We start from the raw sequence: 21,730 nt of genomic DNA, 5'->3' as shown, positions 1-21,730 counted from the left end.
ATGTTCAACTGGATTGAACGGCCCGCGTCCGCGCTGGCCAACGGCGCGGTCATCGCGCCCGACGAGCGGCTGCCCTGGCTGCAGACCGGCGCCATGGGCGTACAGCACGTCATCGCCATGTTCGGCGCCACGGTGCTGGCGCCGATCCTGATGGGCTTCAACCCCAACATCGCGATCCTGATGAGCGGCATCGGCACGCTCATCTTCTATTTCGTCACCGGCGGCAAGGTGCCCAGCTACCTGGGCTCGAGCTTCGCCTTCATCGGCGTGGTGATCGCGGCCAGCGGCTACGCGGGCAAGGGCCCCAACGCCAACATCGCGGTGGCGCTGGGCGGCATCGTGGCCTGCGGGGTGGTCTACATCCTGATCGGGGCCATCGTGCAGGCCGTGGGCACGGGCTGGATCGAGCGCTTCATGCCGCCGGTGGTCACCGGTGCGGTGGTGGCGGTGATCGGGCTCAACCTGGCGAGCGTGCCGGTCAAGAACATGGCGGCCGGCAACTTCGACGCCTGGATGCAGGCCGTGACCTTCCTCTGCGTGGGCCTGGTAGCGGTGTTCACGCGCGGCATGCTGCAGCGCCTCTTGATCCTGGTGGGGCTGATCCTGGCCACGCTGGTCTACGCGGCGCTGACCAACGGACTGGGCATGGGCAAGCCGGTGGACCTGAGCGGCATCGCCAACGCGGCCTGGTTCGGCCTGCCGACCTTCACCGCGCCGGTGTTCACGGCCAACGCGATGCTGCTGATCGCACCGGTGGCGATCATCCTGGTGGCGGAGAACCTCGGCCACCTGAAGGCGGTGACGGCCATGACCGGCCGCAACCTCGACCCGTACATGGGCCGCGCCTTCATCGGCGACGGCATCGCCACTGTGGTGAGCGGCGCCGCGGGCGGCACGGGCGTGACCACCTACGCCGAGAACATCGGCGTGATGGCGGCCACGCGCATCTATTCCACCGCCGTGTTCGTGGTGGCCGCCGTCATCGCGCTGGTGCTGGGCTTCAGCCCGAAGTTCGGCGCGCTGATCCAGGCCATTCCGCTGCCGGTGATGGGCGGCGTGAGCATCGTGGTGTTCGGGCTGATCGCCATTGCCGGCGCCAAGATCTGGGTCGACAACAAGGTCGACTTCTCGCAGAACAGGAACCTGATCGTGGCGGCCATCACGCTGATCGTGGGCACGGGCGACTTCACGCTGAAGTTCGGCGACTTCGCCCTGGGCGGTATCGGCTGCGCGACCTTCGGGGCGATCATTCTCTACGCGCTGCTAGGCCGCTCGAAGAATTGAACTGCGAAGGCGCCTTCCAGGGATACCGTGGAACCGGCTTTGCCGGGCCACCGGTATCGCCCCCAGCAAGGGGGTTGGCGAAGCGGTACGAAGTGCCGCGAAGCCTGGGGGTTGGCTTGGTAACCTCATGAAAGAAGTGTTCTCTGGAGGGCCTGAGGCGGGGGCCCTTCACCGGCCTTTGGCCCGCGCCCGTTAGACTCCAACGCTTTTCGCACCGACGTTTTCCCAATGGCCGATGTCTCCGCCGCGCGCACCAAGGCGGTTTTCGAATTCAAGAGCGCCACGCTGCCGCTGATCGCAGTGATCCTCAAGACGTCCGACCTGGACGTGCTGGCCGAGGCACTCGACGCCCAGCTGGCGGATTCGCCCGACTTCTTCGAGCAGGAGCCGGTGGTGATCGACCTCTCGCTGCTGCAGGAGTCGGAGGACGACGGCGACATCGACTTCGCCGCCCTGCGCGGCCTGCTGGCGCGCCACCAGACCCAGCCCATCGCGGTGCGCGGCGGCAACGACGCCCAGCACGCCGCCGCGCGCGCGGCCGGCCTCTCGGTGGCGGCCATGCCCGCGGCCCCTGCGCCCCGCGCCCCGGCCCCGCCGGCCGAGCCCCCCGCTTCCGAAGCCCCGCAGATCGTGCGCGAGGTGCCGGTGCCGGCCAACGGCACGCTCTTGATCGACAAGCCGCTGCGCTCGGGCCAGCAGGTGTACGCCCGCGGCGGCGACGTGGTGGTGACGGCCGTGGTGAGCTTCGGCGCCGAGGTCATCGCCGACGGCAACGTGCACGTGTACGCGCCGCTGCGCGGCAAGGCCATTGCCGGCGCGCGCGGCAACACCGAGGCGCGGATCTTCTCGACCTGCATGGAAGCGCAGCTGGTGGCCGTGGCCGGCATCTACCGGACCAACGAGGTGCCGCTGCCCGACACGGTGCTGGGCAAGCCGGCCCAGGTGCGCCTGGACGGCAAGAAAATCTCGATCGATCCCATTCCCTGACCGGACGAACCCGATCACGGAATGCGGCGACCCTGACAAGCAACAACTGAATCGAAACAAGAAGGAATGGCCATGGCCAAAATTGTGGTGGTGACTTCGGGCAAGGGCGGCGTCGGCAAGACGACGACGAGCGCCAGCTTTGCTTCGGGCCTCGCGCTCGCGGGCAAGAAGACGGCTGTGATCGACTTCGACGTGGGCCTGCGCAACCTCGACCTGATCATGGGCTGCGAACGCCGCGTGGTGTACGACCTGATCAACGTCATCCAGGGCGAGGCCAACCTGAGCCAGGCGCTCATCAAGGACAAGCAGTGCGACAACCTGTTCGTGCTGGCCGCCTCGCAGACGCGCGACAAGGAAGCGCTCACGCAGGAAGGCGTCGAGAAGGTGCTGGCCGATCTCGCCGCGATGGACTTCGAATACATCGTCTGCGACTCGCCCGCGGGCATCGAGACCGGCGCGATGATGGCCATGCACTTCGCCGACGAGGCGCTGGTGGTGACCAACCCCGAGGTCTCGTCGGTGCGCGACTCCGACCGCATCCTGGGCATGCTCAGCAGCAAGACCAAGCGCGCCAAGGAAGGCGGCGAGCCCATCAAGGAGCACCTGCTCATCACCCGCTACAACCCCAACCGGGTGGCGGGCGGCCAGATGCTGTCGCTGGAGGACATCCAGGACATCCTGCGCATCAAGCTGATCGGCGTGATCCCCGAATCGGAGAGCGTGCTGCACGCCTCCAACCAGGGCGTGCCGGCGATCCACGACAAGGAGACCGACGTGGCCCAGGCCTACACCGACGTGGTGGCCCGCTTCCTCGGCGAGGAACGGCCGATGCGCTTCGTCGAGGCGGAGAAGCCGGGCTTCTTCAAGCGAATCTTCGGGAGCAAGTAGCCCATGTCCTTCCTCTCGTTCCTGCTGGGCGAAAAGAAGAAGACTGCCAGCGTCGCGAAAGAGCGGCTGCAGATCATCCTCGCCCACGAGCGCTCGAGCCTCAGCGGCAAGAAGCGGCCCGACTACCTGCCCGAACTCCAGCGCGAGCTGGTGGCGGTGATTTCCAAGTACGTGTCGATCAACGCGGACGACATCAAGGTCAACCTGGAGACCCAGGACAACCTCGAAGTGCTCGACATCAAGATCGAGCTGCCCGACCCGGCCCCGACGCCGGCGCGCTGAGCGCGAAGAACCTGAAGCGCACGGACGGGTCCTGCAGGACCCGCTCCGACAGTGCGCGCTCCCACGCGAGGTAGTCGGCCCAGGCCGCATCGCGGCGCGGACCGAAGACGCGCATCACCGAGCCCCAGTCGTCGTCGAAGGGGGTGAGCAGCCGGGCCGGCACCAGATCGGTCGCCAGCGGCCTGCCCGAGGCCTTCCAGCCCTGCGTTCCTCCCCGGAGCCAGGTGAACTCCGCACCCGAATCCGGCCAGCGCCGTTGCGCGTCGCGCGCCACGCGGGCGGCCGCCGCGCCGTCCGGCGAGGTGAAGACCAGCTTGCGGCCGGCCGCGGCGTGCGGGGCCAGCGGCGCGAGCGAAGCCGGCAGCATGTAGAGCGCGCCCGGCAGGTGGCCGCGCTCGTAGTCGAGGCTGGGACCCACGTCGATCACGGTGGCGGCACCGTCGCTGCGCAGCTGCGCGAGGGCGTCGGCGTCCAGCGGCGGCGGCGCGCCGTCGATGGCGGCCGAGGGGTCCGGCGGGGCCTGCGGGGGCGTGAACTCGCCGTCGTATACATACACCTCGGCCTGGCCCAGCTGCGTGAGCCAGAAGGCGGTGATGGCCGCACGCAGGCGATGGGCCGGATCGTCGACCAGCACGATGCGCGCGCCTCGCGTGCCCACGAGGTTCTCGAAGTGCATCAGCAGCTGGCCGCCCGGCACCTGGCGCAAGCCGGTGCCCGCAAAGGCCGGATCGGGTTCGGGCCGCACGTCGAACAGGTAGAGGGTGCGCTCGCGGTCCTCGCGCCAATCGGCGAGCCGGGCCGCATCGGCCACGGGCAGCGCGAAGCGCGCGAGCAACTCGTCGGCGAGGCCGCGCAGCACCTGCGGGGATTCGGGCGGCAGCTCGTCGTCGGGCACCGCGTTCTGCACGGTGGGCGCGCCGTGCAGGCCCCAGTCCATGACGCCGTCCTCGACGAACACCGCTTCGCTGGCGCGGCCCAGCAGCCGCAGCGTGGTCGCGCCGACGATGCCGCGCGTGCGGCTGAAGCAGTTGATGGCCCACAGGTGATCGGGCCCGCCGGCATCGGGCGGCTCGAAGCGGCGCAGCGCCAGCTCGGTGCCCGGGTGGTTGCGCGCGCCGGGCAGCGAGAGGAATTCGAACTCCGCGCGCGGCCGCGCATCGACCAGCGTGGTCGGGCGGCCTTCGCGCAGGCGCGCGCGCAGCGCCTCCACGGGCAGGCCAGGCGTGCCGTAGTGCAGCCGTGCGCGGTCGCCGAAGGCCTTCACCAGCGTGCCGTAGCCGTCAATGGCGGGCAGGCCCTCGCTCACCCAGCGCCGCAGGCCGCCGTCGAGGGTGCGCACGTCGCTGTAGCACAGGCGCACGAGCACGGCCGATGCCGCCTGCGCGGCGCCGTCGGGCGCGTCATCGTCGTCGTAGAGCACCACCGGCGTGGACCGGCGCGGCACAAGCGCACCGACCTGCAGTTCGAGCCCGCTGAGAGGCGCGTTGCGCGCGAGGTTCAGGTGGCGCTGCACGAACCAGCGCGTCTCGCGCACGTCGAGCAGGGCGAGCTCCGCCGCGGGCTCCGCCAGCAGCAGGGCCCACAGTTCGGCCGGCGCGACGGTGTTCTTCGGGGGCGTGCTCATGCGCGCATTCTCCGGGGCCTGCCGCTCAATTGGGCTGGATGCCGGCCTGCTTCACCACCGCGGTCCACTTGACGGTCTCCGACTGGATGAAGCGCGCGAAGTCTTCCGGCGAGCTGCCCACGGTGAAGGCGCCGATGTCGTCGTAGCGCTTCCTGAACTCGGCCGTCTGCACGATGTCGCGCAGCTCGCGCGACAGGCGCTGCACCAGCGGCGCGGGCGTGCCGCTGCGCACCACCACGCCGTACCACGAGGTGACCTCGAAATCGGGCAGGCCGGCTTCGGCGGTGGTGGGCACGTCGGGCAGCCAGGGTGCGCGCGTGCGGTAGGCCACGGCCAGCGGCTTGAGCGTGCCGGCCTTCACGAAGGGAATGGCGGTGACCACCTCGTTGAAGATGAACTGCGTCTGCCCCGCGAGCAGGTCGTTGAGGGCCGGGGCGCTGCCCTGGTAGGGAATGGCGGTGAAGTCGGCGCCGGTCTGCGTCTTCAGCAGCTCGCCCGCGAGGTGCGAGTACGCGCCCACGCTGATGCCGTAGTTGACCTTCCCGGGATTCTTCTTCGAATAGTCGATCAGCTCGCGCGGGCTGGCCACCGGCAGCTTCGGGTTCACCAGCAGCACCTGCGGCGTCTGCACGAGCAGCGACACGGGCGTGAAGTCGCGCGAGAGGTCGTAGCTCAGCTGCTTGAACAGCGCGGGCTGCACCGTGAGGTTGGAAGCCGGCGCGAGCAGCAGCGTGTAGCCGTCGGCCGGCTGCCGCGCGACGTATTCGAAGCCGATGTTGCCCGCCGCGCCGCTGCGGTTCTCGACCACCACCGCCTGCTTGAGCCGCTGCTGGAGCTGTTCGGCGACCTCGCGGGCGATCTTGTCGGCGATGCCGCCGGCCGGATAGGGCACGACGAGGCGGATGGTCCTGGCCGGATAGTCGTCCAGCGTGGCGGCCTGGATCTGCACGTCGACGGACAGCGCGGCGAGCAGCGCCAGCGCGATGCGGGTGAGGAGTTTCTTCATGGGAGGAAGCGAAAGGGCCGGCACGCGGCTGCCGTGAAGGCGCAGCGGGCAGGGGTGCAGCAGCAAAGCCGTGAAGCGTAGGCCTCGCCCCGCGCCCGCCGAACTAAGTTTCGCGCCGATGCTTATGCGAAAAGCGCGCATGCAAGCGCCCGCTTGCTACCTAGCATCGCAGTCCCGCCCATCGCCATGACATCGACTGCCCTGCCCCTCCACAGGAATGCACCCGCCCGCCGCCACTGGTGGTGGCACTACGAGGTGCCCACGCTTCTGCTGGCCGCCCTGCTCTACGCCGCATGGGGCGCGCTGGTGTGGTGGCACGCGCTGCTTCCGGGCTGGGCGCTGTTCGTCGTGGGCGGCTTTCTCGCGCAGCTGCATTTCTCGCTGCAGCACGAGAGCATCCATGCGATGCGCCATCTGCCGAAGTGGCTGCGCCACGCCGTGGTGTGGCCGCCGCTGAACCTCTGGCTGCCCTACCCCTTCTACAACCGCGGCCACAGCTCGCACCACGTCAACTTCCATCTCACGCATCCGGAGCGCGACAACGAGAGCGCCTACCACTCCGCGCCCGCGTGGCAGAGCTACGGGCCCGTGTGGCGATGGATCTACATGGCCAACCAGACGATCGCGTTCCGCGTGGTGCTGGGGCCGTTCCTGCGGCTTTGGAAGCTCGTGCGCTTCGAGGCCGGGCGCGTGCTCGCGGGCGACTTCTCGCGGCTGCCGACGTGGTTCTGGCACGCGTTGAGCGTGGCGCCGGTGCTGTACTACGTGGTCGAGGTCTGCGGCATGGGCTTCGGCGAGTACCTGCTGTACTTCGTGTACCCCGGGATGATGCTGGGCTCGCTGCGCACCTTCACCGAGCACCGCTGGGCCGACACGCCGCACGAGCGCGTGGCCATCGTGGAATCGAACCTCGTGTTCGGGCTGCTGTACCTCTTCAACAACCTGCACCACGTGCATCACCGCGCGCCGACCATGCCCTGGTACGAGATCCCGGTGTACTTCCGCAGGCACCGCGCGGCGGTGCTGGAGGCGAACGGCAACTTCTACTACCGCGGCTACGGGGAGATCGTGCGCCGGCATCTGTTCAAGCCGGTGTTCACCCCGGTCCATCCCAACTGGTAGGGACCTGACAGCGGACGGCGTCAACCCTCCGTCACGAAGCGTGCCACCTGCTCCAGCACCTCGGCCTCCTTGAGGAGGCGGCGATGCCCCCAGCCCTGCGTGGCGACGAGGCGGGCTCCGGCGATCGCGTCGCGGTAGGCCTCGGCGTCGGCGAAGCGGTTCACGCGGTCGTCGCGGTCATGCACGATCAGCGTCGGCTGCGCGATGCGCGGTCCCACCGCCGCCGGTTCGAGCTGCTGCATCAGCACGCCCTCGCGCGATTCGAAGAGCCGCTGCATCGCCAGGCGCGTGGCTTCACTGAGGCCGAAGGTGTGCGCGAAATAGCGCGTGTAGTCGCGCGGCGAGGCCGGCGGCGCAAGCAGCACGATGCGTTCCGCCGGCAGGCCGCGCGCAGTGGCCAGCGCGAGCCCGTTTGCGCCCAGCGAATGCGCGATGGCGGCACGCAGCGCATGGCCGTCCGCCGCGAGCCGCGCCGCGACATACGCGATGGCGCGTGCGAACTGCGGCGAGTTGCTCATCACGCCTGCGCTGCGGCCATGCGCCGGCAGTTCGAGCAGCACCGGCCGCAGGCCCGCCGCCGCCACGGCCTGCGCGAGCGGCAGCATCTGGCCCGCGTGCCCGCCCCAGCCGTGCACCAGCAGCACCACAGGCGCCGATTCGGCACCCGAGTCCTGCGCCGCGAGGTGGTAGATGCCCACGCTCGCGTCCTCGAAGGCCCAGCTCTCGCGTCGCCAGTCGGCGCCAGGGCCCTGGCCGCGATAGAGCCACTTGGGCGGCAGCGGCGTGCCGAAGACGCGGTAGGCGGCTCGCACCGCCAGCGCGGGCCACAGTCGCTGAGAGGCTGTGAGCCCGAAGCGCAGTGCGCGCATCGTGCGGCTGGGCCGGTAGTAGTTCGACTGCGCGGCGTGGCCGGCGGAAGGAGAAGTGCTGGTCATGGGCAGGTGTTCCTTGCGGGTCTTCAGTACCAGACCCAGTCGTTGTTGCTCGCAGGCAGGCTGCGCAGGGTGTCGCGGAGGCTCTTGAGGCCGAGGACGGCCGCATACGCGGCGAGGAAGAGGGCAATGATCAGCATGGTGCTTCTCCTTTTATCGCACGACTGTGCGAAATCCTGGCAAATCGATGCGCGGGAAATCCGCCTGCTTCGTGAAAAGGCTCGCTCAGGCGAGGTAGCTGGAAAGAAGCCGCTGCCAGGTCTGCGTGGCGCGGTCGGCGGCCTGCGGGTCGCGCAGGAAGCGCGCGTCGTGCAGCTGGGTCATGGTCAGGCCGTTGATCTCGCTCACGAGCTGTGCGGGGTCGGTGTCGGCCTTGAGCTCGCCCGTCTCCATGGCCTGCAGCACGGTGCGGCGCAGGGCGGCGCGCCAGCGGGTGATTTCGCCCAGCAGCACCTCGCGCAGCTCGCCTTCGCGGTCGTCGAACTCGAAGGCGCCGGCGGTGTAGAGACAGCCGGTGTGCATCTCGACGTCGCGCATGCGGGCGATCCACCGCGCCACGATCTCGTTGAGCCGGGCCAGGCCCTTGGGCTTCTGCATGGCGGGCACGAACACGTCGGCCAGGAAGCCGCGGCCGTACTCCTCGATGACGGCCTTCTGCAGCGCCTCGCGCGAGCCCACGCGTGAGAACACGCCGCTCTTGGAAAGGCCCAGCTTGCTGGCCACGGCCTGCAGCGTGATGGCTTCCAGGCCCTCGGCCAGCGCGAGGTTCATTGCCGCGCCGACGATGGCGGCGCGGGTGAGTTCGCTTTTCTGGGTCTTGGCGTCCATGCGGCGAACTTTAGCACAGTCGTGCGAAATTACAAGAACCCGGCGCGAAGGCTTCGCCGGAGCGCTTCAAAGATGTTTTGCTCATGTGAAACCAACAAACGCATCGTTCCCCGAATAAGCGCTTCTGCCGAGAATCGCCGGTCGGCCCCATCCGGGGCTTCGATGACTCCTCCGCGCCAGATGAACTTCCAACAACTGCGCTCGGTACGCGAGGCCGTTCGTTGCGGCTTCAACCTGACCGAAGTCGCCCATACCCTTCACACCTCCCAGCCCGGCGTGAGTCGGCAGATCCGCGAGCTCGAGGAAGAGCTCGGCATCGAACTCTTCGTGCGCGCCGGCAAGCGGCTCACGGGGCTCACGGAGCCCGGCGGGCACGTGCTGCCGATCATCGAGCGCATGCTGATGGAAAGCAGCAACCTCAAGCACGCGGGCCAGGAGTTCGTCGCGCAGCAAAGCGGCCTGCTCTCGGTGGCGGCCACGCACTCGCAGGCGCGCTACGCGATGCCGGTGGCGGTGCAGGAATTCCGCGCGCAATTCCCGAACGTGAAGCTGCACCTGCACCAGGGCTCGCCCAAGCAGATCGCGCAGATGCTGCTCGACGGCGAGGCCGACGTGGGCATCGCCACCGAGGCGCTGGGCGACTACCCGCAGCTGGTGGCCCTGCCCTGCTACCGCTGGACGCACTCGGTGATCGTGCCGCCGGGGCACCCGCTGCTCGACGCGCCGCTCACGCTGGAGGCGCTCACGCGCTATCCGCTCATCACCTACGACACGGGCTTCACCGGCCGCTCGCGCATCGACGAGGCCTTCGAGCAGCGCGGGCTGCAGCCCAACATCGTGCTGGCCGCGATGGATGCCGACGTGATCAAGACCTACGTGCAGCTGGGGCTGGGCATCGGCATCGTGGCCGGCGTGGCCTACGAGGCCGAGCGCGACACCCAGTTGCGCGCGCTCGACGCGGGACGGCTCTTCGGCATCAACCTCACCAAGCTGGCCGTGCGGCGCGGCACCTACCTGCGCAAGTACGTCTACGCCTTCATCGAGTCTTTTGCGCCCACGCTGACGCGCGCCGTCGTCGAAAAGGCTCTGGGAGACGAAGCCAAGGCCTCGCACTACGAAATCTAGGGCTTGTCCAGCGCCTGTTGCGCGGTGTGTACTGAGGACGACAGAAAGGTTAAAAAAGAAGAATGCAGCTTCACACAGGCGGCGTACATTCGGGTTAATCACCTGGCTTCCTGGAAATGGATCAGCAATGGCATCGTCGACCTCGCAGCAGCAAGCGCAACAGCAAACAAAGGCCTCCCAGAGGGCGGCCGATGCGGCGGAGCGGCGAGAACGCCTGAGACGGGCCCTGCCCGCCACGGTCGAGTTGCTGCAGAGCCGCCAGGCAGATCGCATCGACGACGCCGACATCGACGCGTATGTGAGCCTCAACTGGCTCGAGCTGGCACGGCGGCGGCCTCCGCCTGACCATCACGGGGCGCAACGTGTGCGCCCAGTCGGTGCCCTCGGCGCTGGTCTGAAGACCGGCTGCGGCGTTCGCTCCAAAGAAAAAACCGCCGCGGTTGCCCGTGGCGGTTTCGTCATGATGCAAGCCTTCGCTTACTGGCCGGCGATGATGTTCGCGATCACGCCGGTGGCGATGGCGGCGAGCACGAAGTCACCGCCCACGCCCACCCACTGATAGCCTCGGGGCGGCTGCTGGAGCCTGTAGGCACGCCAGTCCTGCACCACGTAGTTGCGGCCACGGTACTCCGGCGGCACGCGCCCGCCGCGGCGCCATTCGGCGTGCGGCTGCGGGAAGCCGCGGCGATCGACCTGGCGGCCGTCGCGGAAGTCCTGGTTGCCGCGGTAGTAGCGATCGCCGTGCGGACCACGGCGGTCGAAATTGCGGTCGCGCTGCTCGTAGCGGCCATCGCCGTGCCGGCCGTTGTCGTCGAATCGGCGGTCCTGCGCAAAGGCGCTTCCCGTGGCCATGCACATCGCGAGTGCCGCGGCTCCCACGGCCATGATCTTCTTCGAGTTGGTGTTCATCCGGAACTCCTTCATGCGTTGATGACGAGTCCATTGTGCGCACCGCATGTGTCCGGTTCAGCCAGTTCAGGTCTCGGTCAGGTGAAACCAGGTAAGCGCTGGTATCCGCGCGGCGCCTTGTCCTTCATGAGGCCGGGGCGTAGCGGTTGACCACCATGCCGCTCTCGTAGGCCGTCGAGCGCAACAGCCGCAGCTTGTGGCCCTTGCGCGTGTCGTGGAACACCGAGCGCCCCGCGCCCACTGCCGTGGGATTCACGAAGAACTGGAACTCGTCGACCAGCCCCGCCGCCACCAGCGCCGACGCGAAGCCGACACCGCCGATGGTGATGATGTCCTTGCCCGGCTCGCGCTTCAGCGCGTTCACTTCTTCCACCATGCCGCCTCGCGCGATCACGGTGCGCTCCCATTGCGAAGACTCGAGCTTGCCGGTGAGCACGACCTTGCGCGCGTCGACGATCTTCTGCGCGAAGGCGTAGTGCGGATCCGCGGGAAATCTCTTCGCCGCGCGGCCCCAGTGGTCGAGGTAGCCCTCCTGCGCGACGAGCCGGCTCAGCAAGATCGTGTCGATGCCTTCGAAGACGGCGTTGAAGTCGCGCTTGAGCTTTTCGTCCCAACCCCAGCGATCGCCCCAGCCCCAGAGCTGCCAGTCGAGATTGCCATTGGCCGGCGACACATAGCCGTCGACCGACATCTGCATTTGGAGGATGAGTTTTCTCATGCCGGTTCTCCTTCTTTACTGCTTGCCAAATGCAAGCAGTTGAAGTGTTCGGCAACCGATGCGAAAATGCAAGCAGTTTTTCAAGGAGATCGGAAAGAGCATGGCCTCCAGCGAAAAGTCGGCGTGTCCGATCAATCTCGCACTCGAAGTCTTCGGCGACCGATGGAGCCTGCTGATCGTTCGCGACATGATGTTCGCGGGCAAGCGCCACTTCCGCGAGTTCCTGCAATCCGAGGAAGGCATCTCCTCGAACATCCTCACCGAGCGCCTGGGCAAGCTGGTCGAGTACGGCGTTCTCTCCAGGGCCGACGACCCTACCCACAAGCAGAAGGCCATCTACAGCCTCACGCCGATGGGCATCGACCTGCTGCCGGTGGTGGCGCAGATCGGCATCTGGGGCCGCAAGTACCGGCCCGTGACCGAGGAGAGCGGTGCCGACGCCGAAGCGCTGGAAAAAGGCGGGGCCGCGCTGCAGAAGAAGATGCAGGCCGGGCTGCGCAAGGCGCATCTCGGCGGGCACTGAAGCAGCGGCCTCGGCAGAAGCCGCCAGGCAGCGCGGCAATGGCCGACCGACGGCTCAGCCGCCGACGGCGCTGTTGACCTGGTAGCCGCGCGAGCCGCTGCCCTGCTTCGCGTGGCGGTCCAGCGGCGGCAGGTCGAGTTCGATCAATGCGCCGTGCGCCCTTGCGAGATCGAAGGTGCCTGTGGCCTGCGGCTTGTCGGTATGCAGCACGAGCGCATAGGGGCCCTCGCCGCGCGCCGCGAGGCGCTGCCCGAGGCTGCCGCCGCCCTCCCCTTCGTTCGACGCACTGCTGCCGCTGTTTTCTCGCGGCGACGAAAGCACCAGCACGCTTTGTCCCAGCGCGATGATGGCGACTCGCACATTGCTGCCCGGCACCGCCACGGGCTCGCCGATGTGGGTGTCCGCATCGTCGGACACGCTGCTGCCGAGCAAGGCACGGTAGCGCGCCAGCGTCGCGTCGAGATCGCGCACCGCGACGGCCAGGCTCGCCACGCCCAGCACGCCGTTGGCATGCACGCGCACGTCGCCTTCGGGCACGCGCAGGGCGCGCGGCGTGAGATCTCCGCACAGGAAAGGCAGGTCGGCCGATGACGGGCGCGCCGTCTGCCAGCGCAGGCGTTCGCCGTCGGGCCGCACGCGGCCGCCATCGAGCGGGCCTTCGAGCGCGAGGCCCCGCGCCTTCGCATCGGCCACTGTGGTGGCGGTGTCGCGCGGCAGCAGCGCGAAGTCGACGATGCCTTCGCCGTGCGTCTGCAGGAGCTGCCACCAGCGTTCCGTGGGCGAAGGCTCGCGCCACGCGATCAGTTCCAGGTAGCTTCCGTCAGCGAACACCACCAGCGCGTTGTGCGTGGCGCGCCCCGGATGGTCGCCGCCGCGCAGCACGTGGAAGCCCAGCGCGCCGTAGTCGGCGATGGTGCGTTCGAGGTCGTGCACCGCGATCACGATGTGGTCGAGTTTCAAGGACATTCGTGTGTTCTCCCGTGGATGTTTGCGGATCTCTTCGGCTCAGGAGGCGGTGCGCGCTGCGCCGTCGCCGCCGAGGTAGGCGTCGCGGATGCGCGCGTCGGCCAGCAGCTCGCGCGCCGGGCCCGAGAGCACGATGCGCCCCGTCTGCAGCACGTAGCCGTGGTGCGCGATCTGCAGCGCGAGGCTCGCGTTCTGTTCGACCATGAACACCGACACGCCCTGCGCGTTGATGCGCGCGATGAGCTCCAGCACCTTGTCGACGTACAGCGGCGACAGGCCCATGGTCGGCTCGTCCATGCAGATGAGCTGCGGCCGGCCCATGAGCGCGCGCGCCATCGCCACCATCTGCTGCTCGCCGCCCGAGAGCGTGCCGGCCTGGAACTCGATGCGCTCGGCCACGCGCGGGAACAGCTCCAGCATGCGCTCGAGGTCTTCGGCCACGGCCTTGCGGTCGTTGCGCGCATAGGCACCCATCAGCAGGTTCTCGCGCACCGTCATCGCGGGGAACAGCCGGCGCGCCTCGGGCACCGAGCCGATGCCCCTGCGCACGATCTGCGGCGTGCTCAGCCCGAGCGTCGATTCGCCATTGAAGAGCACCTCGCCCGAACGCGGCTTGAGCAGCCCGAGCACGATCTTCATCGTGGTCGACTTGCCGCTGGCGTTGCCGCCGAGCAGGCTGACGATCTGGCCCCTGCGCACCTCGATGTCCAGATCGAAGTGGGCCTGCACGGGGCCGTAGAAGCTGTTGATCTTGCGCAGCTGGAGAAGCGGTTGCTCTGGCTGCGGTTCGCTGGAAGCGGATGCTGCGCTACGTTCGGGCAACTGCCCCTCACCCCGGCCCTCTCCCCAAAGGGGCGAGGGAGCGAGGCCGGTGCGGGCGACGGTGGCGATCATGCGGGCACCGCCTCTTTCTCTTCGCGCGGCACGTCCGCCGAACCTACGTGGCGATGGCCAAGGTACGCCTCGATCACCGCCGGGTCGTGGCGCACCTCGCCGGGCAGCCCTTCGGCGATCTTGCGGCCGTCGTCGAGCACGGCCACGCGGTCCGACAGCTGCATCACCAGGTCGAGCTTGTGTTCGATCAGCAGGATGGCCTGGCCGCGCGCCTTCAGGCCGCGGATGATCTCCAGCATCTCGGCCGTCTCGCTCTCGTTCATGCCGGCGGTGGGCTCGTCGAGCAGCAGCAGGCGCGGCTTGAGTGCGAGCGCGCGCGCGATTTCCACGCGGCGGCGGTTGGCGTAGGAGAGGCTGTAGGCCGGGTGGTCGATGCGCGGCGCGAGGCGCTGGCCGAAGAGCGCGATGATCTCTCGCGCCTCCTCGCGCAACGCCTCTTCCTCGCGGCGTACCGCGCCGGGCTGCACCAGCGCGAGCGCCAGCTCGGCGATGGCGCCCAGCCCGGGCACGCCGCCCAGGCGCGGTTTCACGGCGCGCAGCCGCGTGTGCGCGCCGACCAGCACGTTGTCGAGCACAGTCAGATTCGCGAACACGCGCCCATGCTGGAAGGTGCGTGCCAGCCCGCGCTGCGCGAGCTGCCGCGCAGGCAGTCCGGTGATGTCCTGCCCGTCGAACAGCACCCGCCCTTCGTCGGGCCGGTCGAGGCCGGTGACCAGGTTGAAGAGCGTGGTCTTGCCCGCGCCGTTCGGCCCGATCACGCTCAGCAGCTCGCCCTCGCCCACGTGCAGGTCGACCGCGTTGACGGCCGTAAGGCCGCCGAAGCGGCGCACGAGGCCGCGTATCTCAAGCAGCGACGGCATCGTCCTCTTTCCGCGGCGCGTTGGCAGCCTCGGCCTTCGAGTTGACCAGCTTCACCTCGGCGCGGATGGTCTGCGGATTGCGCAGCAGGTTGAGGATGGGGCAGTTGCGCTCCACCGCCTCGAAGAGCGCGTCGATCTCCTCGCGGCTCGCGGGCGAGTCGATGTGCACCGTGTAGCCGATCTCGTGCGGCCAGATGGGCGTCTTCTCGTGGCCCGGCTTGCCGCCGCGCGGATCGATGATGCCCGTCACCTCCACCTCGAGGCTCTCGAGTGGAACCTGCCGCTCGGCCGCCTGGATCAGGAAGATGTGCGTGACGCAGGTGCCCAGCACGCCCAGCTGCAGCTCTGGCGAGCTGGGGCCGAGGTTGTAGCCTGCGAAGTCCGGCGGGCTGTCGCTGATGACCTGGTGTTCGCGGATGCGCAGCCGGCGCACGCCGCTGCGGCCTTCGGCCTTCACGCTGGCCTTGAGCTGCACGGGCTGCGCTGTGCCGGCTTCAACGGCGGCATTGCGTGCCAGCACGGCGGCACGTTTCTCGGCGAGGTAGTCGTTGAGGTGGCTCATGGTGGTGTGTTCTTTCAGACAGTGCCCAGCAAACCCTGCGGGCGGAATCGGATCAGGAGAAGCAGTGCGACGCCGTAGATCAGCATCCGGTACTCCGCCGTCACGCGGAACAGCTCCGGCAGGCTCACCAGCGCCACGGCGCCCAGCAGCGCGCCGCTGATGTTCCCGAGCCCGCCGAGGATCACCATCGTCAGCGCGAGGATCGAGATCTGCGAGCCGAAGGTCTCGTGGTTGATGTACGAGTACATGTGCGCGGTGAAGGCGCCGCTCACGCCGGCCGCGAAGCCGCCGAAGCCGAAGGCCAGCGCCTTGTAGCGGTCGGGGCTCACGCCGTAGGCGCGCGCGGCCACCTCGTCCTCGCGCACCGCGCGGAAGGTGCGGCCCAGGTGAGAGCGCAGAAGGCGCCACTGCAGCAGCGCGAGCAGCACCATCGCGCCGAACGAAGCCCAGTAGAGCGCCTCGTTCGACGACGCATCGCGCCCGAACAGCGACAGCGGCGGAATGCCCGACATGCCGATGGGCCCGTGCGTGAGGCTTTCCCAGTTGAGGATGGTGAGCGCCACGATCTCGCCGATGCCCAGCGTGGCGATCGACACGTAGTGGCCGCGCAGCCTGAAGGCCGGGAAGATCAGCGCCGTGCCGATCAGCGAAGTGAGAACGCCCGCGAGCACGATGCCCGTGCCCACCGGCAGGCGCAGGTCGAGCACCAGCAGCGACGACGCATAGGCCCCGATGGCCAGCAGCCCCGCGTGGCCCAGCGAGATCTGCCCGATGGTGCCCGCCACCAGCGTGAGGCTCAGCGCGAGCGCGCCGTAGAGCCACGCGTTGGTGAGCGTCTGCAGCAGGTACGGCGACGGGTCGAACAGCGGCAGCGCCACCGCCGCCGCGAACAGCGCGAGCAGCAGGCTGCGCGGCACGTGCCACGGCTTGCTCGGCGCGATGAAGGTGCCGGTGAGCGGCTCGGGCGGCAATGCGCGCTTGCGCCCGAACAGCCCGTTGGGCTTCCACAGCAGGATCACGAGCAGCAGCGCGAAGGCGAAGAGATTGCGGTACGGCGTGCCGAGGATCGCCACGCCATAGCTCTCGATCAGCCCCAGCAGCAGGCTGCCGGCGATGGCGCCCGGTACGTTGCCCACGCCGCCGACCACCGTGGCCACCACGCCCTTGAGCGTGGCCTGGAAGCTCATCGCGGGGCTGATGTTGTTGTAGTACATGCCCACCAGCAGGCCCGAGAGGCCGCCCAGCGCGGCGGCGATGGCGAACACGGTCTGGTTCACCCGGTCGACGTCCACGCCCATCTGCTGCGCCGCGTCGCGGTCCTGCGCGGTGGCGCGCACCGCCCAGCCGAGCTTCGTGAAACGCAGGAAGCCGAAGAGCACGGCTGCGCTCGCGAGGCCGATGCCGGCGATGAGGATGTCGAGCGCGCCGATGGTGCCGGTGCCGATCTGCAGGCGCCAGTCGGGCAGCTGCGTGGGCAGCGAGCGCGGGTCGGGGCTGAACACCAGCTGCACCAGAATGTCGAGGACGAAGCTGATGCCGATGGTGGCCAGCAGCGGCGCGATGCGCGCCGAGCCCTGCAGCGGCCGCAGGCCCACGCGCTCGATCAGCATGCCCAGCGCACCCGAGCCGATCACCACCAGCGCGATGGTCACGGGCAGCGGCGTGTGCAGATACGTGATCGACGCCCAGCCGATGTACGCGCCCACCGTGTACACCGAGCCGTGCGCGAAGTTGATGAGATGCGAGACGCCGAAGATCAGCGCGAGCCCCACCGCCAGCAACGCATAGATGTTGCCGATGATCAGGCCGTTGACGGTGTAGTCGAAGAAGGAGGTGAAGCTCATGGGGCACCTGCCTTGCTCCCTCTCCCGCTAGCGGGAGAGGGAGCAACGCGGAAGACTATTCATTTGGCTGCAGCCACCGCCGCCTTCTCGTCCAGCTGCGCCCACTTGCCGTCCTTCACGACGAGGTTGACGCTCTTCACGCCGATGATCCGCCGCGTCTGCGCATCGAAGCTGGCCTTGCCGAAGATCACGCTGGGCACGTCCTTGATCTTGTAGAACGCATCGCGCACCGCCTTGCGGTCGGCGCTGGGGCCGGCCTGGCGCAGCGCAGCGGCTGCGTATACGACCGCGTCGTAGGCGTAGGCGTTGAAGGCGTCGGGCTCCTTGCCGTACTTGGCGCGGAAGCTCTTCACGAAGTCCTGCACCTCGGCGCGCGGCTCTTCGGGATAGAAGGCGGTGTTGGTGTAGATGCCGTTCACGGCCGCGCCGCCCAGCTCGATGAACTTGGGCGAATACACCGAGCCCACTGCGGCGATGGGCTGCTTCAGCCCCACGCTGCGTACCTGGCCCGCGATGAGCGCGCCGTCGGGGTAATAGGAGATGAGCACCAGCCCGTCGGGGTTGGCGTCGCGCACGCGCACCAGGGTCGAGCGGAAATCTTTTTCGTCGGGCTGGTAGCCCTCGGCGATCGCGACCTGCGCGCCGCGCTCCTGCGCGGCCTTCACGAGCACGTCCTTGCTGGTGCGGCCCCAGTCGGTGTTGAGATACAGCACGGCGAGGCGCTTGAAGCCCAGCGTCTTCACCGCGAGCTCGGCCAGCAAGGGCTGCGCATCGGCCTGGCTGATGGAAGGGCTCCAGATGTAGTCGCCGCCCTTGGTGAAGTCGGGGTGCGAGTTGGTGAAGCCCAGCTGCACCAGGCCCGCCCGTTGGTAGATGGGCGACGCAGCCATGGAGGCCGGGCTGGAGAAGTCGCCGAGCTCGATGAGCACCCGCTTGTCGTTCACCAGCTTCTGCGCGATGGCCACCGACTGGCGCGGATCGCTCTGGCTGTCCTCGAAGTTGTAGGCCAGCGGACGGCCGTGGATGCCGCCCTGCGCGTTGATGTGCTCCAGCGCGAGGTCGAAGCCGGCCTTCCACTGCGCGCCGTACTGCGCGTTCTGCCCGGTGAGCGGCCCGCTGACGCCGAACCACACGGGCTCGCCCGTGGCGGGCGCGGCCAGCGCTGACAGCGGTGCGGCCAGCAAGGCCATGGAGAGTGCGGCCACATGGCGCAGGAAGCGGTGGCGGGTGAGCGTCGGCATGGTGTCGGATCCCGAGGTGAAAGAACTGAGAGGCAGGCAGGGCAGCTGGTGATTCTTCGCCCGCCTCCATCGCCGGGGAACTAACAAAAACGGGGAGGCTTATGCGCTTTCCGAGCAAAGGGACAAGCCCTCGCGCGCCGTCAAGCTGCGATTAAGCTGCGCGCCACATGAAGCGACGACACCTCCTCCATCTGCTGGCGGGCGTACCTGCCGCGGGCCTGCTGGCAGCCTGCGGCAGGCGCAAGCCCTCGGCCGCGGCACTGAAGCCCGGCGCCCAAGTGCTGGCCCTGGGCGACAGCCTGACCTTCGGCTACGGCGCGCCGCCCGAGGCCTCATGGCCGACGAAGCTGGGCGAGCTCACGGGCTGGCAGGTTGAGAACGCGGGCATCAACGGCGACACCTCGGAAGGTGCGCTGCAGCGCCTGCCAGGACTGCTGAATGGCGCGAGCTACGACGCGATCCTGATAGGCATCGGCGGCAACGACATGCTGCGGGGCGTATCGGCCGCGTCCACGCGCGACAACCTCGTAGAACTGATCACGCAAGCACGTGCGCACACGCCCTACGTCGCTGTCCTGGCAACGCCCGCGCCAGATGCCATGCGCGCGGCGGTGGGCTCGCTCAGCGATGCGCCCTTCTACGAAGAGGTGGCGAAGGCGCAGCAGGCGCTGCTGGTCGCCAATGTGTATTCGAGCGTGCTCTCGGATTCGTCGCTGCGCTCCGACCGCATCCATGCGAACGCGCGGGGCTACGAGAAGGTCGCGCAGCTCCTGGCGGAGCAGTTCAAGTCCGCAGGCTGGCGTTGATCAGGTCGACGTAGGCGCCCTGCACCAGCTGGTCGGTGCCCACGCCCAGCCGCGCCATGAGCGCATGCGCCTCGGCGATGCCGGCTTCGGCCGACTCGCCCTCGTCCAGCACCACCTCGAGTTCGAGAAACTCGCCGAGCCCTTCCACGCAATCGAGGTGGATGCGCGTGCGGCCCGCGAGGAACAACCGGCGCTGCTTGCGCACGCGGCCCGCCTGGCCCCACGCGAGCGTGAGCGATTCGCGCAGCACGTCGGGCGTGGCGCAGGGCGTGATCAGGTAGAACGATTCCTTCGGGCCGACGCTGTTCGCACGGCGGTAGAAGATCAACTCCGCGCGGTCGGGCGCGAAGGTACGCAGCTTGAGGCGATCGGCGCCGTCGGTGCAGCGGAAGAAGGTGTCGTCCTGCGCGATCTCGATGGGGCCCTTGTCGGCCAGTGTCGCGGCGATGGCTGCGACCCGTTCGATGCTGTCGATGCGGGCCTTGATCTCTACATTTCGTGCCATGTGTTCCTTGGAGAGATGCATCCGGGATGCGTACGAATGACACCGGGTACTCCCCTCCGCGAATGTCCCCCGGCCTTCGGCCTCCTCCTTTATTTCGCTGCGGGGAGCACCCGGTGCCATTCGCACATCGACGCTCTGCTCATGCCGGTCGCATGAGCGCTGCGCCGATCGATCACGCCGATGGGGTGCCTTGCGCAGCGAAATAAAGGAGGAGCCCGAAGGGCGGGGGACATTCGCGGAGCAAGGTACCCCGTCGGCGTGATCGCGCCCCGAACAGCGGCTCCAAGGATCAGGGCGCGCTGCCCTGCGGCCCCACCGAGGGCGGCGCAGCACGTCCGCTCGATCCCGGCGACAGCTTGCGCCCGAAGGCCTCGCCCACCCTGCGCACGGGCCGGCTGGCCTTTTCCGACACGTTGTTGACGCCGCGTCGCGTGGCCGCGTCGGCGCGGTCGATGCTGCGGCCGGCGGCATTGGTGCCGCGCTGCACGCTGCCCACCACCTTGCCGCCGCGTGAGGGCGACTTGAGCGTGTGGGCGCGCTGCGCCTTCGGCGGGTTGTCGGCGCTCTGGGCCTGCGCAAGACCGGGCAGGCACAGCATGGCGGACATCGCCACGGCAAGCGATGCGTGGAGAGAGACGGAAAGTTTCATGGAGCCTCCTTGGTGTCTGTTTCTTCCGCTGCCACAGCGGCAGCACGCGCCATGCGTTCGCTCTTCCAGTAGACGTCGTCGCCGCCGTCCACGCGGTTGAGCACGCGCGCGAGCACGAAGAGCAGGTCGCTGAGCCGGTTGAGGTATTGCCGCAACGCATCGTTGAGCTGCTCTGCGGCGCTCAGGGCGACCACCGCGCGCTCGGCCCTGCGCGCAACGGTGCGGCACACATGCGCGAGCGAGGCTGCGCGCGTGCCGGCGGGCAGGATGAATTCGGCCAGGCGCGGCAATGCGGCGTTGTGATCGGCCAGTGCGTTGTCCAGCTGCAGCAGGGCTTCGGGCTTCAGCAGCGTGAAGCCCGGCATCGACAGCTCTCCGCCGAGATTGAAGAGCTGGTGCTGCACGTCCACCAGCAGCTCGCGAACGGGCTCCGGCAGGGGCTCGCACAGCAGCACGCCGATGTGCGAGTTGAGCTCGTCCACGTCGCCCATCGCGTGCACGCGCAGGTTGTCTTTCGACACGCGCGTGTTGTCGCCGAGGCCGGTGGTGCCGTCGTCGCCGGTGCGGGTGGCGATCTGGGAAAGTCGGTTGCCCATGGGCGCTCCTGCTTCGTTCTTATTGCGCGACGGTCGATGCGTCGATCTTGCCCGCCAGCCATTGCAGCCCGGCGAGGTGCTGCTGGTCGTGGCTGCAGAGGTAGTGGATGAGGCTGCGCATCGTGAGCGGGCCGTAGCCCTCGAACACTGCCGTGCGCGCGAGCTGCGCGTCGCTCAGGCTGGAGATGATCTCCATCGTCTGCGCGCGCGCCATGCGGAAATCGGCCAGCACCTGGGCCGCATCGGCCGCGCCGTAGTTGCGCTCGATGGCCAGCGGCTCGCTGTCGATGGAGGCGAGCGTCGGATGGGATTCACTCAAGGTGCGGCGAAAGCGCACGTGGTAGCCCTCGATCTCGATGTCACGCACGTGGCAGAGCTGCTCGATGGCGGTGAAGGCCTCGCTGGGCACGCCTTCCCACGAGGGCGGCGCCCAGTGCCTGAAAGCCGTGGGGATGGCCGCGTAGTGGGCCTCCAGCTGCGAGGGGAAGGCCGCAAGGGCGCTGAGTGTGGTGGGGTTCATGTTTTTTCCGAAGCGCATTATGGTGCTCGCTCCGTAGAATGACCGATCACCCCACCGCC

25 protein-coding genes are annotated in these 21,730 nt (G+C 68.5%); 9 read left to right on the top strand and 16 right to left on the bottom strand.

The window, feature by feature from the left end; translation table 11 throughout:
- From ACHMXA_RS03845 to minE, 4 genes are all read left to right on the top strand, one after another.
- Positions 1 to 1,284, top strand: coding sequence for a solute carrier family 23 protein (locus ACHMXA_RS03845; protein ID WP_395318604.1), 1,284 nt, complete (start codon positions 1 to 3; stop codon positions 1,282 to 1,284).
- 228 nt (positions 1,285 to 1,512) lie between these two features.
- On the top strand, positions 1,513 to 2,271 hold the full coding sequence (gene minC / locus ACHMXA_RS03840; RefSeq protein ID WP_395318602.1) for a septum site-determining protein MinC: 759 nt from the start codon (positions 1,513 to 1,515) through the stop codon (positions 2,269 to 2,271).
- A 72-nt stretch (positions 2,272 to 2,343) separates the two neighbouring features.
- Positions 2,344 to 3,159 carry a septum site-determining protein MinD gene (minD, locus tag ACHMXA_RS03835; protein WP_020723003.1) on the top strand — a complete coding sequence of 272 codons (816 nt, stop codon included), beginning with the start codon at positions 2,344 to 2,346 and terminating at the stop codon, positions 3,157 to 3,159.
- A gap of 3 nt (positions 3,160 to 3,162) precedes the next feature.
- Positions 3,163 to 3,441: a cell division topological specificity factor MinE gene (gene minE / locus ACHMXA_RS03830; RefSeq protein WP_019653579.1), complete on the top strand. Its 279-nt coding sequence runs from the start codon at positions 3,163 to 3,165 to the stop codon at positions 3,439 to 3,441.
- Here the strand turns inward: minE and ACHMXA_RS03825 are convergent.
- Together ACHMXA_RS03825 and ACHMXA_RS03820 are read right to left on the bottom strand one after the other, a co-directional pair.
- Complete coding sequence (locus tag ACHMXA_RS03825) at positions 3,398 to 5,065, bottom strand: rhodanese-like domain-containing protein (protein ID WP_395318599.1); 1,668 nt, start codon at positions 5,063 to 5,065, stop codon at positions 3,398 to 3,400. The two genes, minE and ACHMXA_RS03825, sit on opposite strands and share 44 nt — an antisense overlap.
- 25 nt (positions 5,066 to 5,090) lie before the next feature.
- Complete coding sequence (locus ACHMXA_RS03820) at positions 5,091 to 6,071, bottom strand: Bug family tripartite tricarboxylate transporter substrate binding protein (protein WP_395318597.1); 981 nt, start codon at positions 6,069 to 6,071, stop codon at positions 5,091 to 5,093.
- A gap of 186 nt (positions 6,072 to 6,257) precedes the next feature.
- Here ACHMXA_RS03820 and ACHMXA_RS03815 point away from each other — a divergent pair, with 186 nt between their 5' ends.
- Positions 6,258 to 7,193 (top strand): fatty acid desaturase, encoded by a 936-nt coding sequence (locus ACHMXA_RS03815; RefSeq protein ID WP_395318595.1) that lies wholly within the window; start codon positions 6,258 to 6,260, stop codon positions 7,191 to 7,193.
- Positions 7,194 to 7,213: 20 nt separating this feature from the next.
- On the opposite strand, the gene ACHMXA_RS03810 is transcribed toward ACHMXA_RS03815, so the two are convergent.
- Positions 7,214 to 8,128, bottom strand: coding sequence for an alpha/beta hydrolase (locus ACHMXA_RS03810; protein WP_395318593.1), 915 nt, complete (start codon positions 8,126 to 8,128; stop codon positions 7,214 to 7,216).
- A gap of 222 nt (positions 8,129 to 8,350) precedes the next feature.
- Positions 8,351 to 8,953, bottom strand: coding sequence for a TetR/AcrR family transcriptional regulator (locus ACHMXA_RS03805; RefSeq protein ID WP_395318591.1), 603 nt, complete (start codon positions 8,951 to 8,953; stop codon positions 8,351 to 8,353).
- Between the two features lie 180 nt (positions 8,954 to 9,133).
- On the opposite strand from ACHMXA_RS03805, the gene ACHMXA_RS03800 reads away from it, so the two are divergent.
- Both ACHMXA_RS03800 and ACHMXA_RS03795 read left to right on the top strand, forming a co-directional pair.
- Positions 9,134 to 10,078, top strand: a complete 945-nt coding sequence (locus tag ACHMXA_RS03800; protein WP_093196167.1) for a CysB family HTH-type transcriptional regulator — start codon at positions 9,134 to 9,136, stop codon at positions 10,076 to 10,078.
- 127 nt (positions 10,079 to 10,205) lie between these two features.
- Entirely contained in the window at positions 10,206 to 10,637 is a 432-nt protein-coding gene (locus tag ACHMXA_RS03795; RefSeq protein WP_395318589.1) for a hypothetical protein, read from the top strand.
- Here ACHMXA_RS03795 and ACHMXA_RS03790 read toward each other — a convergent pair.
- Both ACHMXA_RS03790 and ACHMXA_RS03785 read right to left on the bottom strand, forming a co-directional pair.
- Positions 10,556 to 10,987, bottom strand: a complete 432-nt coding sequence (locus ACHMXA_RS03790; RefSeq protein ID WP_395318587.1) for an RcnB family protein — start codon at positions 10,985 to 10,987, stop codon at positions 10,556 to 10,558. The genes ACHMXA_RS03795 and ACHMXA_RS03790 overlap by 82 nt on opposite strands.
- A 124-nt stretch (positions 10,988 to 11,111) precedes the next feature.
- Positions 11,112 to 11,705: a dihydrofolate reductase family protein gene (locus tag ACHMXA_RS03785; protein WP_395318585.1), complete on the bottom strand. Its 594-nt coding sequence runs from the start codon at positions 11,703 to 11,705 to the stop codon at positions 11,112 to 11,114.
- Between the two features lie 100 nt (positions 11,706 to 11,805).
- Here ACHMXA_RS03785 and ACHMXA_RS03780 point away from each other — a divergent pair, with 100 nt between their 5' ends.
- Positions 11,806 to 12,228, top strand: coding sequence for a helix-turn-helix domain-containing protein (locus ACHMXA_RS03780; RefSeq protein ID WP_176665453.1), 423 nt, complete (start codon positions 11,806 to 11,808; stop codon positions 12,226 to 12,228).
- A gap of 54 nt (positions 12,229 to 12,282) precedes the next feature.
- On the opposite strand, the gene ACHMXA_RS03775 is transcribed toward ACHMXA_RS03780, so the two are convergent.
- Genes ACHMXA_RS03775 through ACHMXA_RS03750 form a run of 6 tightly spaced genes read right to left on the bottom strand, consistent with a single transcriptional unit; the run spans position 12,283 to position 18,595 of the window.
- Positions 12,283 to 13,194, bottom strand: a complete 912-nt coding sequence (locus ACHMXA_RS03775) for a VOC family protein (RefSeq protein ID WP_395318582.1) — start codon at positions 13,192 to 13,194, stop codon at positions 12,283 to 12,285.
- Between the two features lie 39 nt (positions 13,195 to 13,233).
- The gene (locus ACHMXA_RS03770; RefSeq protein ID WP_395318580.1) at positions 13,234 to 14,088 is read right to left on the bottom strand and encodes an ABC transporter ATP-binding protein; all 855 of its coding nucleotides are present in this window, start codon (positions 14,086 to 14,088) and stop codon (positions 13,234 to 13,236) included.
- Positions 14,085 to 14,948, bottom strand: coding sequence for an ABC transporter ATP-binding protein (locus tag ACHMXA_RS03765; protein WP_395318578.1), 864 nt, complete (start codon positions 14,946 to 14,948; stop codon positions 14,085 to 14,087). Before ACHMXA_RS03765 ends, ACHMXA_RS03770 begins: the two co-directional genes overlap by 4 nt.
- The gene (locus ACHMXA_RS03760) at positions 14,932 to 15,510 is read right to left on the bottom strand and encodes an OsmC family protein (RefSeq protein ID WP_395318576.1); all 579 of its coding nucleotides are present in this window, start codon (positions 15,508 to 15,510) and stop codon (positions 14,932 to 14,934) included. Before ACHMXA_RS03760 ends, ACHMXA_RS03765 begins: the two co-directional genes overlap by 17 nt.
- Before the next feature lie 14 nt (positions 15,511 to 15,524).
- Positions 15,525 to 17,354, bottom strand: a complete 1,830-nt coding sequence (locus tag ACHMXA_RS03755) for an ABC transporter permease (protein ID WP_395318574.1) — start codon at positions 17,352 to 17,354, stop codon at positions 15,525 to 15,527.
- A 59-nt stretch (positions 17,355 to 17,413) separates the two neighbouring features.
- Positions 17,414 to 18,595, bottom strand: coding sequence for an ABC transporter substrate-binding protein (locus tag ACHMXA_RS03750; protein WP_176665449.1), 1,182 nt, complete (start codon positions 18,593 to 18,595; stop codon positions 17,414 to 17,416).
- A gap of 167 nt (positions 18,596 to 18,762) precedes the next feature.
- On the opposite strand from ACHMXA_RS03750, the gene ACHMXA_RS03745 reads away from it, so the two are divergent.
- Positions 18,763 to 19,401, top strand: a complete 639-nt coding sequence (locus ACHMXA_RS03745) for a GDSL-type esterase/lipase family protein (RefSeq protein ID WP_395318571.1) — start codon at positions 18,763 to 18,765, stop codon at positions 19,399 to 19,401.
- On the opposite strand, the gene ACHMXA_RS03740 is transcribed toward ACHMXA_RS03745, so the two are convergent.
- The 4 genes from ACHMXA_RS03740 to ACHMXA_RS03725 all read right to left on the bottom strand — a co-directional run bounded on the left by ACHMXA_RS03740 (position 19,379) and on the right by ACHMXA_RS03725 (position 21,671).
- A complete protein-coding gene (locus ACHMXA_RS03740) occupies positions 19,379 to 19,906 on the bottom strand; it encodes a class IV adenylate cyclase (RefSeq protein WP_395318569.1) in 528 nt (175 codons plus the stop codon). The two genes, ACHMXA_RS03745 and ACHMXA_RS03740, sit on opposite strands and share 23 nt — an antisense overlap.
- Positions 19,907 to 20,195: 289 nt before the next feature.
- Entirely contained in the window at positions 20,196 to 20,555 is a 360-nt protein-coding gene (locus ACHMXA_RS03735) for a hypothetical protein (protein WP_395318567.1), read from the bottom strand.
- On the bottom strand, positions 20,552 to 21,151 hold the full coding sequence (locus ACHMXA_RS03730) for a cob(I)yrinic acid a,c-diamide adenosyltransferase (protein WP_395318565.1): 600 nt from the start codon (positions 21,149 to 21,151) through the stop codon (positions 20,552 to 20,554). The genes ACHMXA_RS03735 and ACHMXA_RS03730 overlap by 4 nt, the downstream gene beginning before the upstream one ends.
- 19 nt (positions 21,152 to 21,170) lie before the next feature.
- Entirely contained in the window at positions 21,171 to 21,671 is a 501-nt protein-coding gene (locus tag ACHMXA_RS03725; RefSeq protein ID WP_395318563.1) for a DinB family protein, read from the bottom strand.
- Positions 21,672 to 21,730: the final 59 nt, after the last annotated feature.

The organism is Variovorax sp. UC74_104 (assembly GCF_044055375.1).
GTDB lineage: Bacteria > Pseudomonadota > Gammaproteobacteria > Burkholderiales > Burkholderiaceae_C > Variovorax.
Note: the sequence above shows the minus strand (reverse complement) of the source record. Positions and strands in the feature narration are given on the sequence as shown.

Coding starts and splice junctions, on each gene's coding strand:
- ACHMXA_RS03790 (WP_395318587.1), bottom strand. CDS start 10,987: ATGAACACCAACTCGAAGAAGATCATGGCCGTGGGAGCCGCGGCACTC.
- ACHMXA_RS03825 (WP_395318599.1), bottom strand. CDS start 5,065: ATGAGCACGCCCCCGAAGAACACCGTCGCGCCGGCCGAACTGTGGGCC.
- minC (WP_395318602.1), top strand. CDS start 1,513: ATGGCCGATGTCTCCGCCGCGCGCACCAAGGCGGTTTTCGAATTCAAG.
- ACHMXA_RS03745 (WP_395318571.1), top strand. CDS start 18,763: ATGAAGCGACGACACCTCCTCCATCTGCTGGCGGGCGTACCTGCCGCG.
- ACHMXA_RS03785 (WP_395318585.1), bottom strand. CDS start 11,705: ATGAGAAAACTCATCCTCCAAATGCAGATGTCGGTCGACGGCTATGTG.
- ACHMXA_RS03755 (WP_395318574.1), bottom strand. CDS start 17,354: ATGAGCTTCACCTCCTTCTTCGACTACACCGTCAACGGCCTGATCATC.
- ACHMXA_RS03845 (WP_395318604.1), top strand. CDS start 1: ATGTTCAACTGGATTGAACGGCCCGCGTCCGCGCTGGCCAACGGCGCG.
- ACHMXA_RS03740 (WP_395318569.1), bottom strand. CDS start 19,906: ATGGCACGAAATGTAGAGATCAAGGCCCGCATCGACAGCATCGAACGG.
- ACHMXA_RS03795 (WP_395318589.1), top strand. CDS start 10,206: ATGGCATCGTCGACCTCGCAGCAGCAAGCGCAACAGCAAACAAAGGCC.
- ACHMXA_RS03725 (WP_395318563.1), bottom strand. CDS start 21,671: ATGAACCCCACCACACTCAGCGCCCTTGCGGCCTTCCCCTCGCAGCTG.
- ACHMXA_RS03775 (WP_395318582.1), bottom strand. CDS start 13,194: ATGTCCTTGAAACTCGACCACATCGTGATCGCGGTGCACGACCTCGAA.
- minD (WP_020723003.1), top strand. CDS start 2,344: ATGGCCAAAATTGTGGTGGTGACTTCGGGCAAGGGCGGCGTCGGCAAG.
- ACHMXA_RS03770 (WP_395318580.1), bottom strand. CDS start 14,088: ATGATCGCCACCGTCGCCCGCACCGGCCTCGCTCCCTCGCCCCTTTGG.
- ACHMXA_RS03760 (WP_395318576.1), bottom strand. CDS start 15,510: ATGAGCCACCTCAACGACTACCTCGCCGAGAAACGTGCCGCCGTGCTG.
- ACHMXA_RS03730 (WP_395318565.1), bottom strand. CDS start 21,151: ATGGGCAACCGACTTTCCCAGATCGCCACCCGCACCGGCGACGACGGC.
- ACHMXA_RS03800 (WP_093196167.1), top strand. CDS start 9,134: ATGAACTTCCAACAACTGCGCTCGGTACGCGAGGCCGTTCGTTGCGGC.
- ACHMXA_RS03805 (WP_395318591.1), bottom strand. CDS start 8,953: ATGGACGCCAAGACCCAGAAAAGCGAACTCACCCGCGCCGCCATCGTC.
- ACHMXA_RS03735 (WP_395318567.1), bottom strand. CDS start 20,555: ATGAAACTTTCCGTCTCTCTCCACGCATCGCTTGCCGTGGCGATGTCC.
- ACHMXA_RS03750 (WP_176665449.1), bottom strand. CDS start 18,595: ATGCCGACGCTCACCCGCCACCGCTTCCTGCGCCATGTGGCCGCACTC.
- ACHMXA_RS03815 (WP_395318595.1), top strand. CDS start 6,258: ATGACATCGACTGCCCTGCCCCTCCACAGGAATGCACCCGCCCGCCGC.
- ACHMXA_RS03810 (WP_395318593.1), bottom strand. CDS start 8,128: ATGACCAGCACTTCTCCTTCCGCCGGCCACGCCGCGCAGTCGAACTAC.
- ACHMXA_RS03780 (WP_176665453.1), top strand. CDS start 11,806: ATGGCCTCCAGCGAAAAGTCGGCGTGTCCGATCAATCTCGCACTCGAA.
- ACHMXA_RS03820 (WP_395318597.1), bottom strand. CDS start 6,071: ATGAAGAAACTCCTCACCCGCATCGCGCTGGCGCTGCTCGCCGCGCTG.
- minE (WP_019653579.1), top strand. CDS start 3,163: ATGTCCTTCCTCTCGTTCCTGCTGGGCGAAAAGAAGAAGACTGCCAGC.
- ACHMXA_RS03765 (WP_395318578.1), bottom strand. CDS start 14,948: ATGCCGTCGCTGCTTGAGATACGCGGCCTCGTGCGCCGCTTCGGCGGC.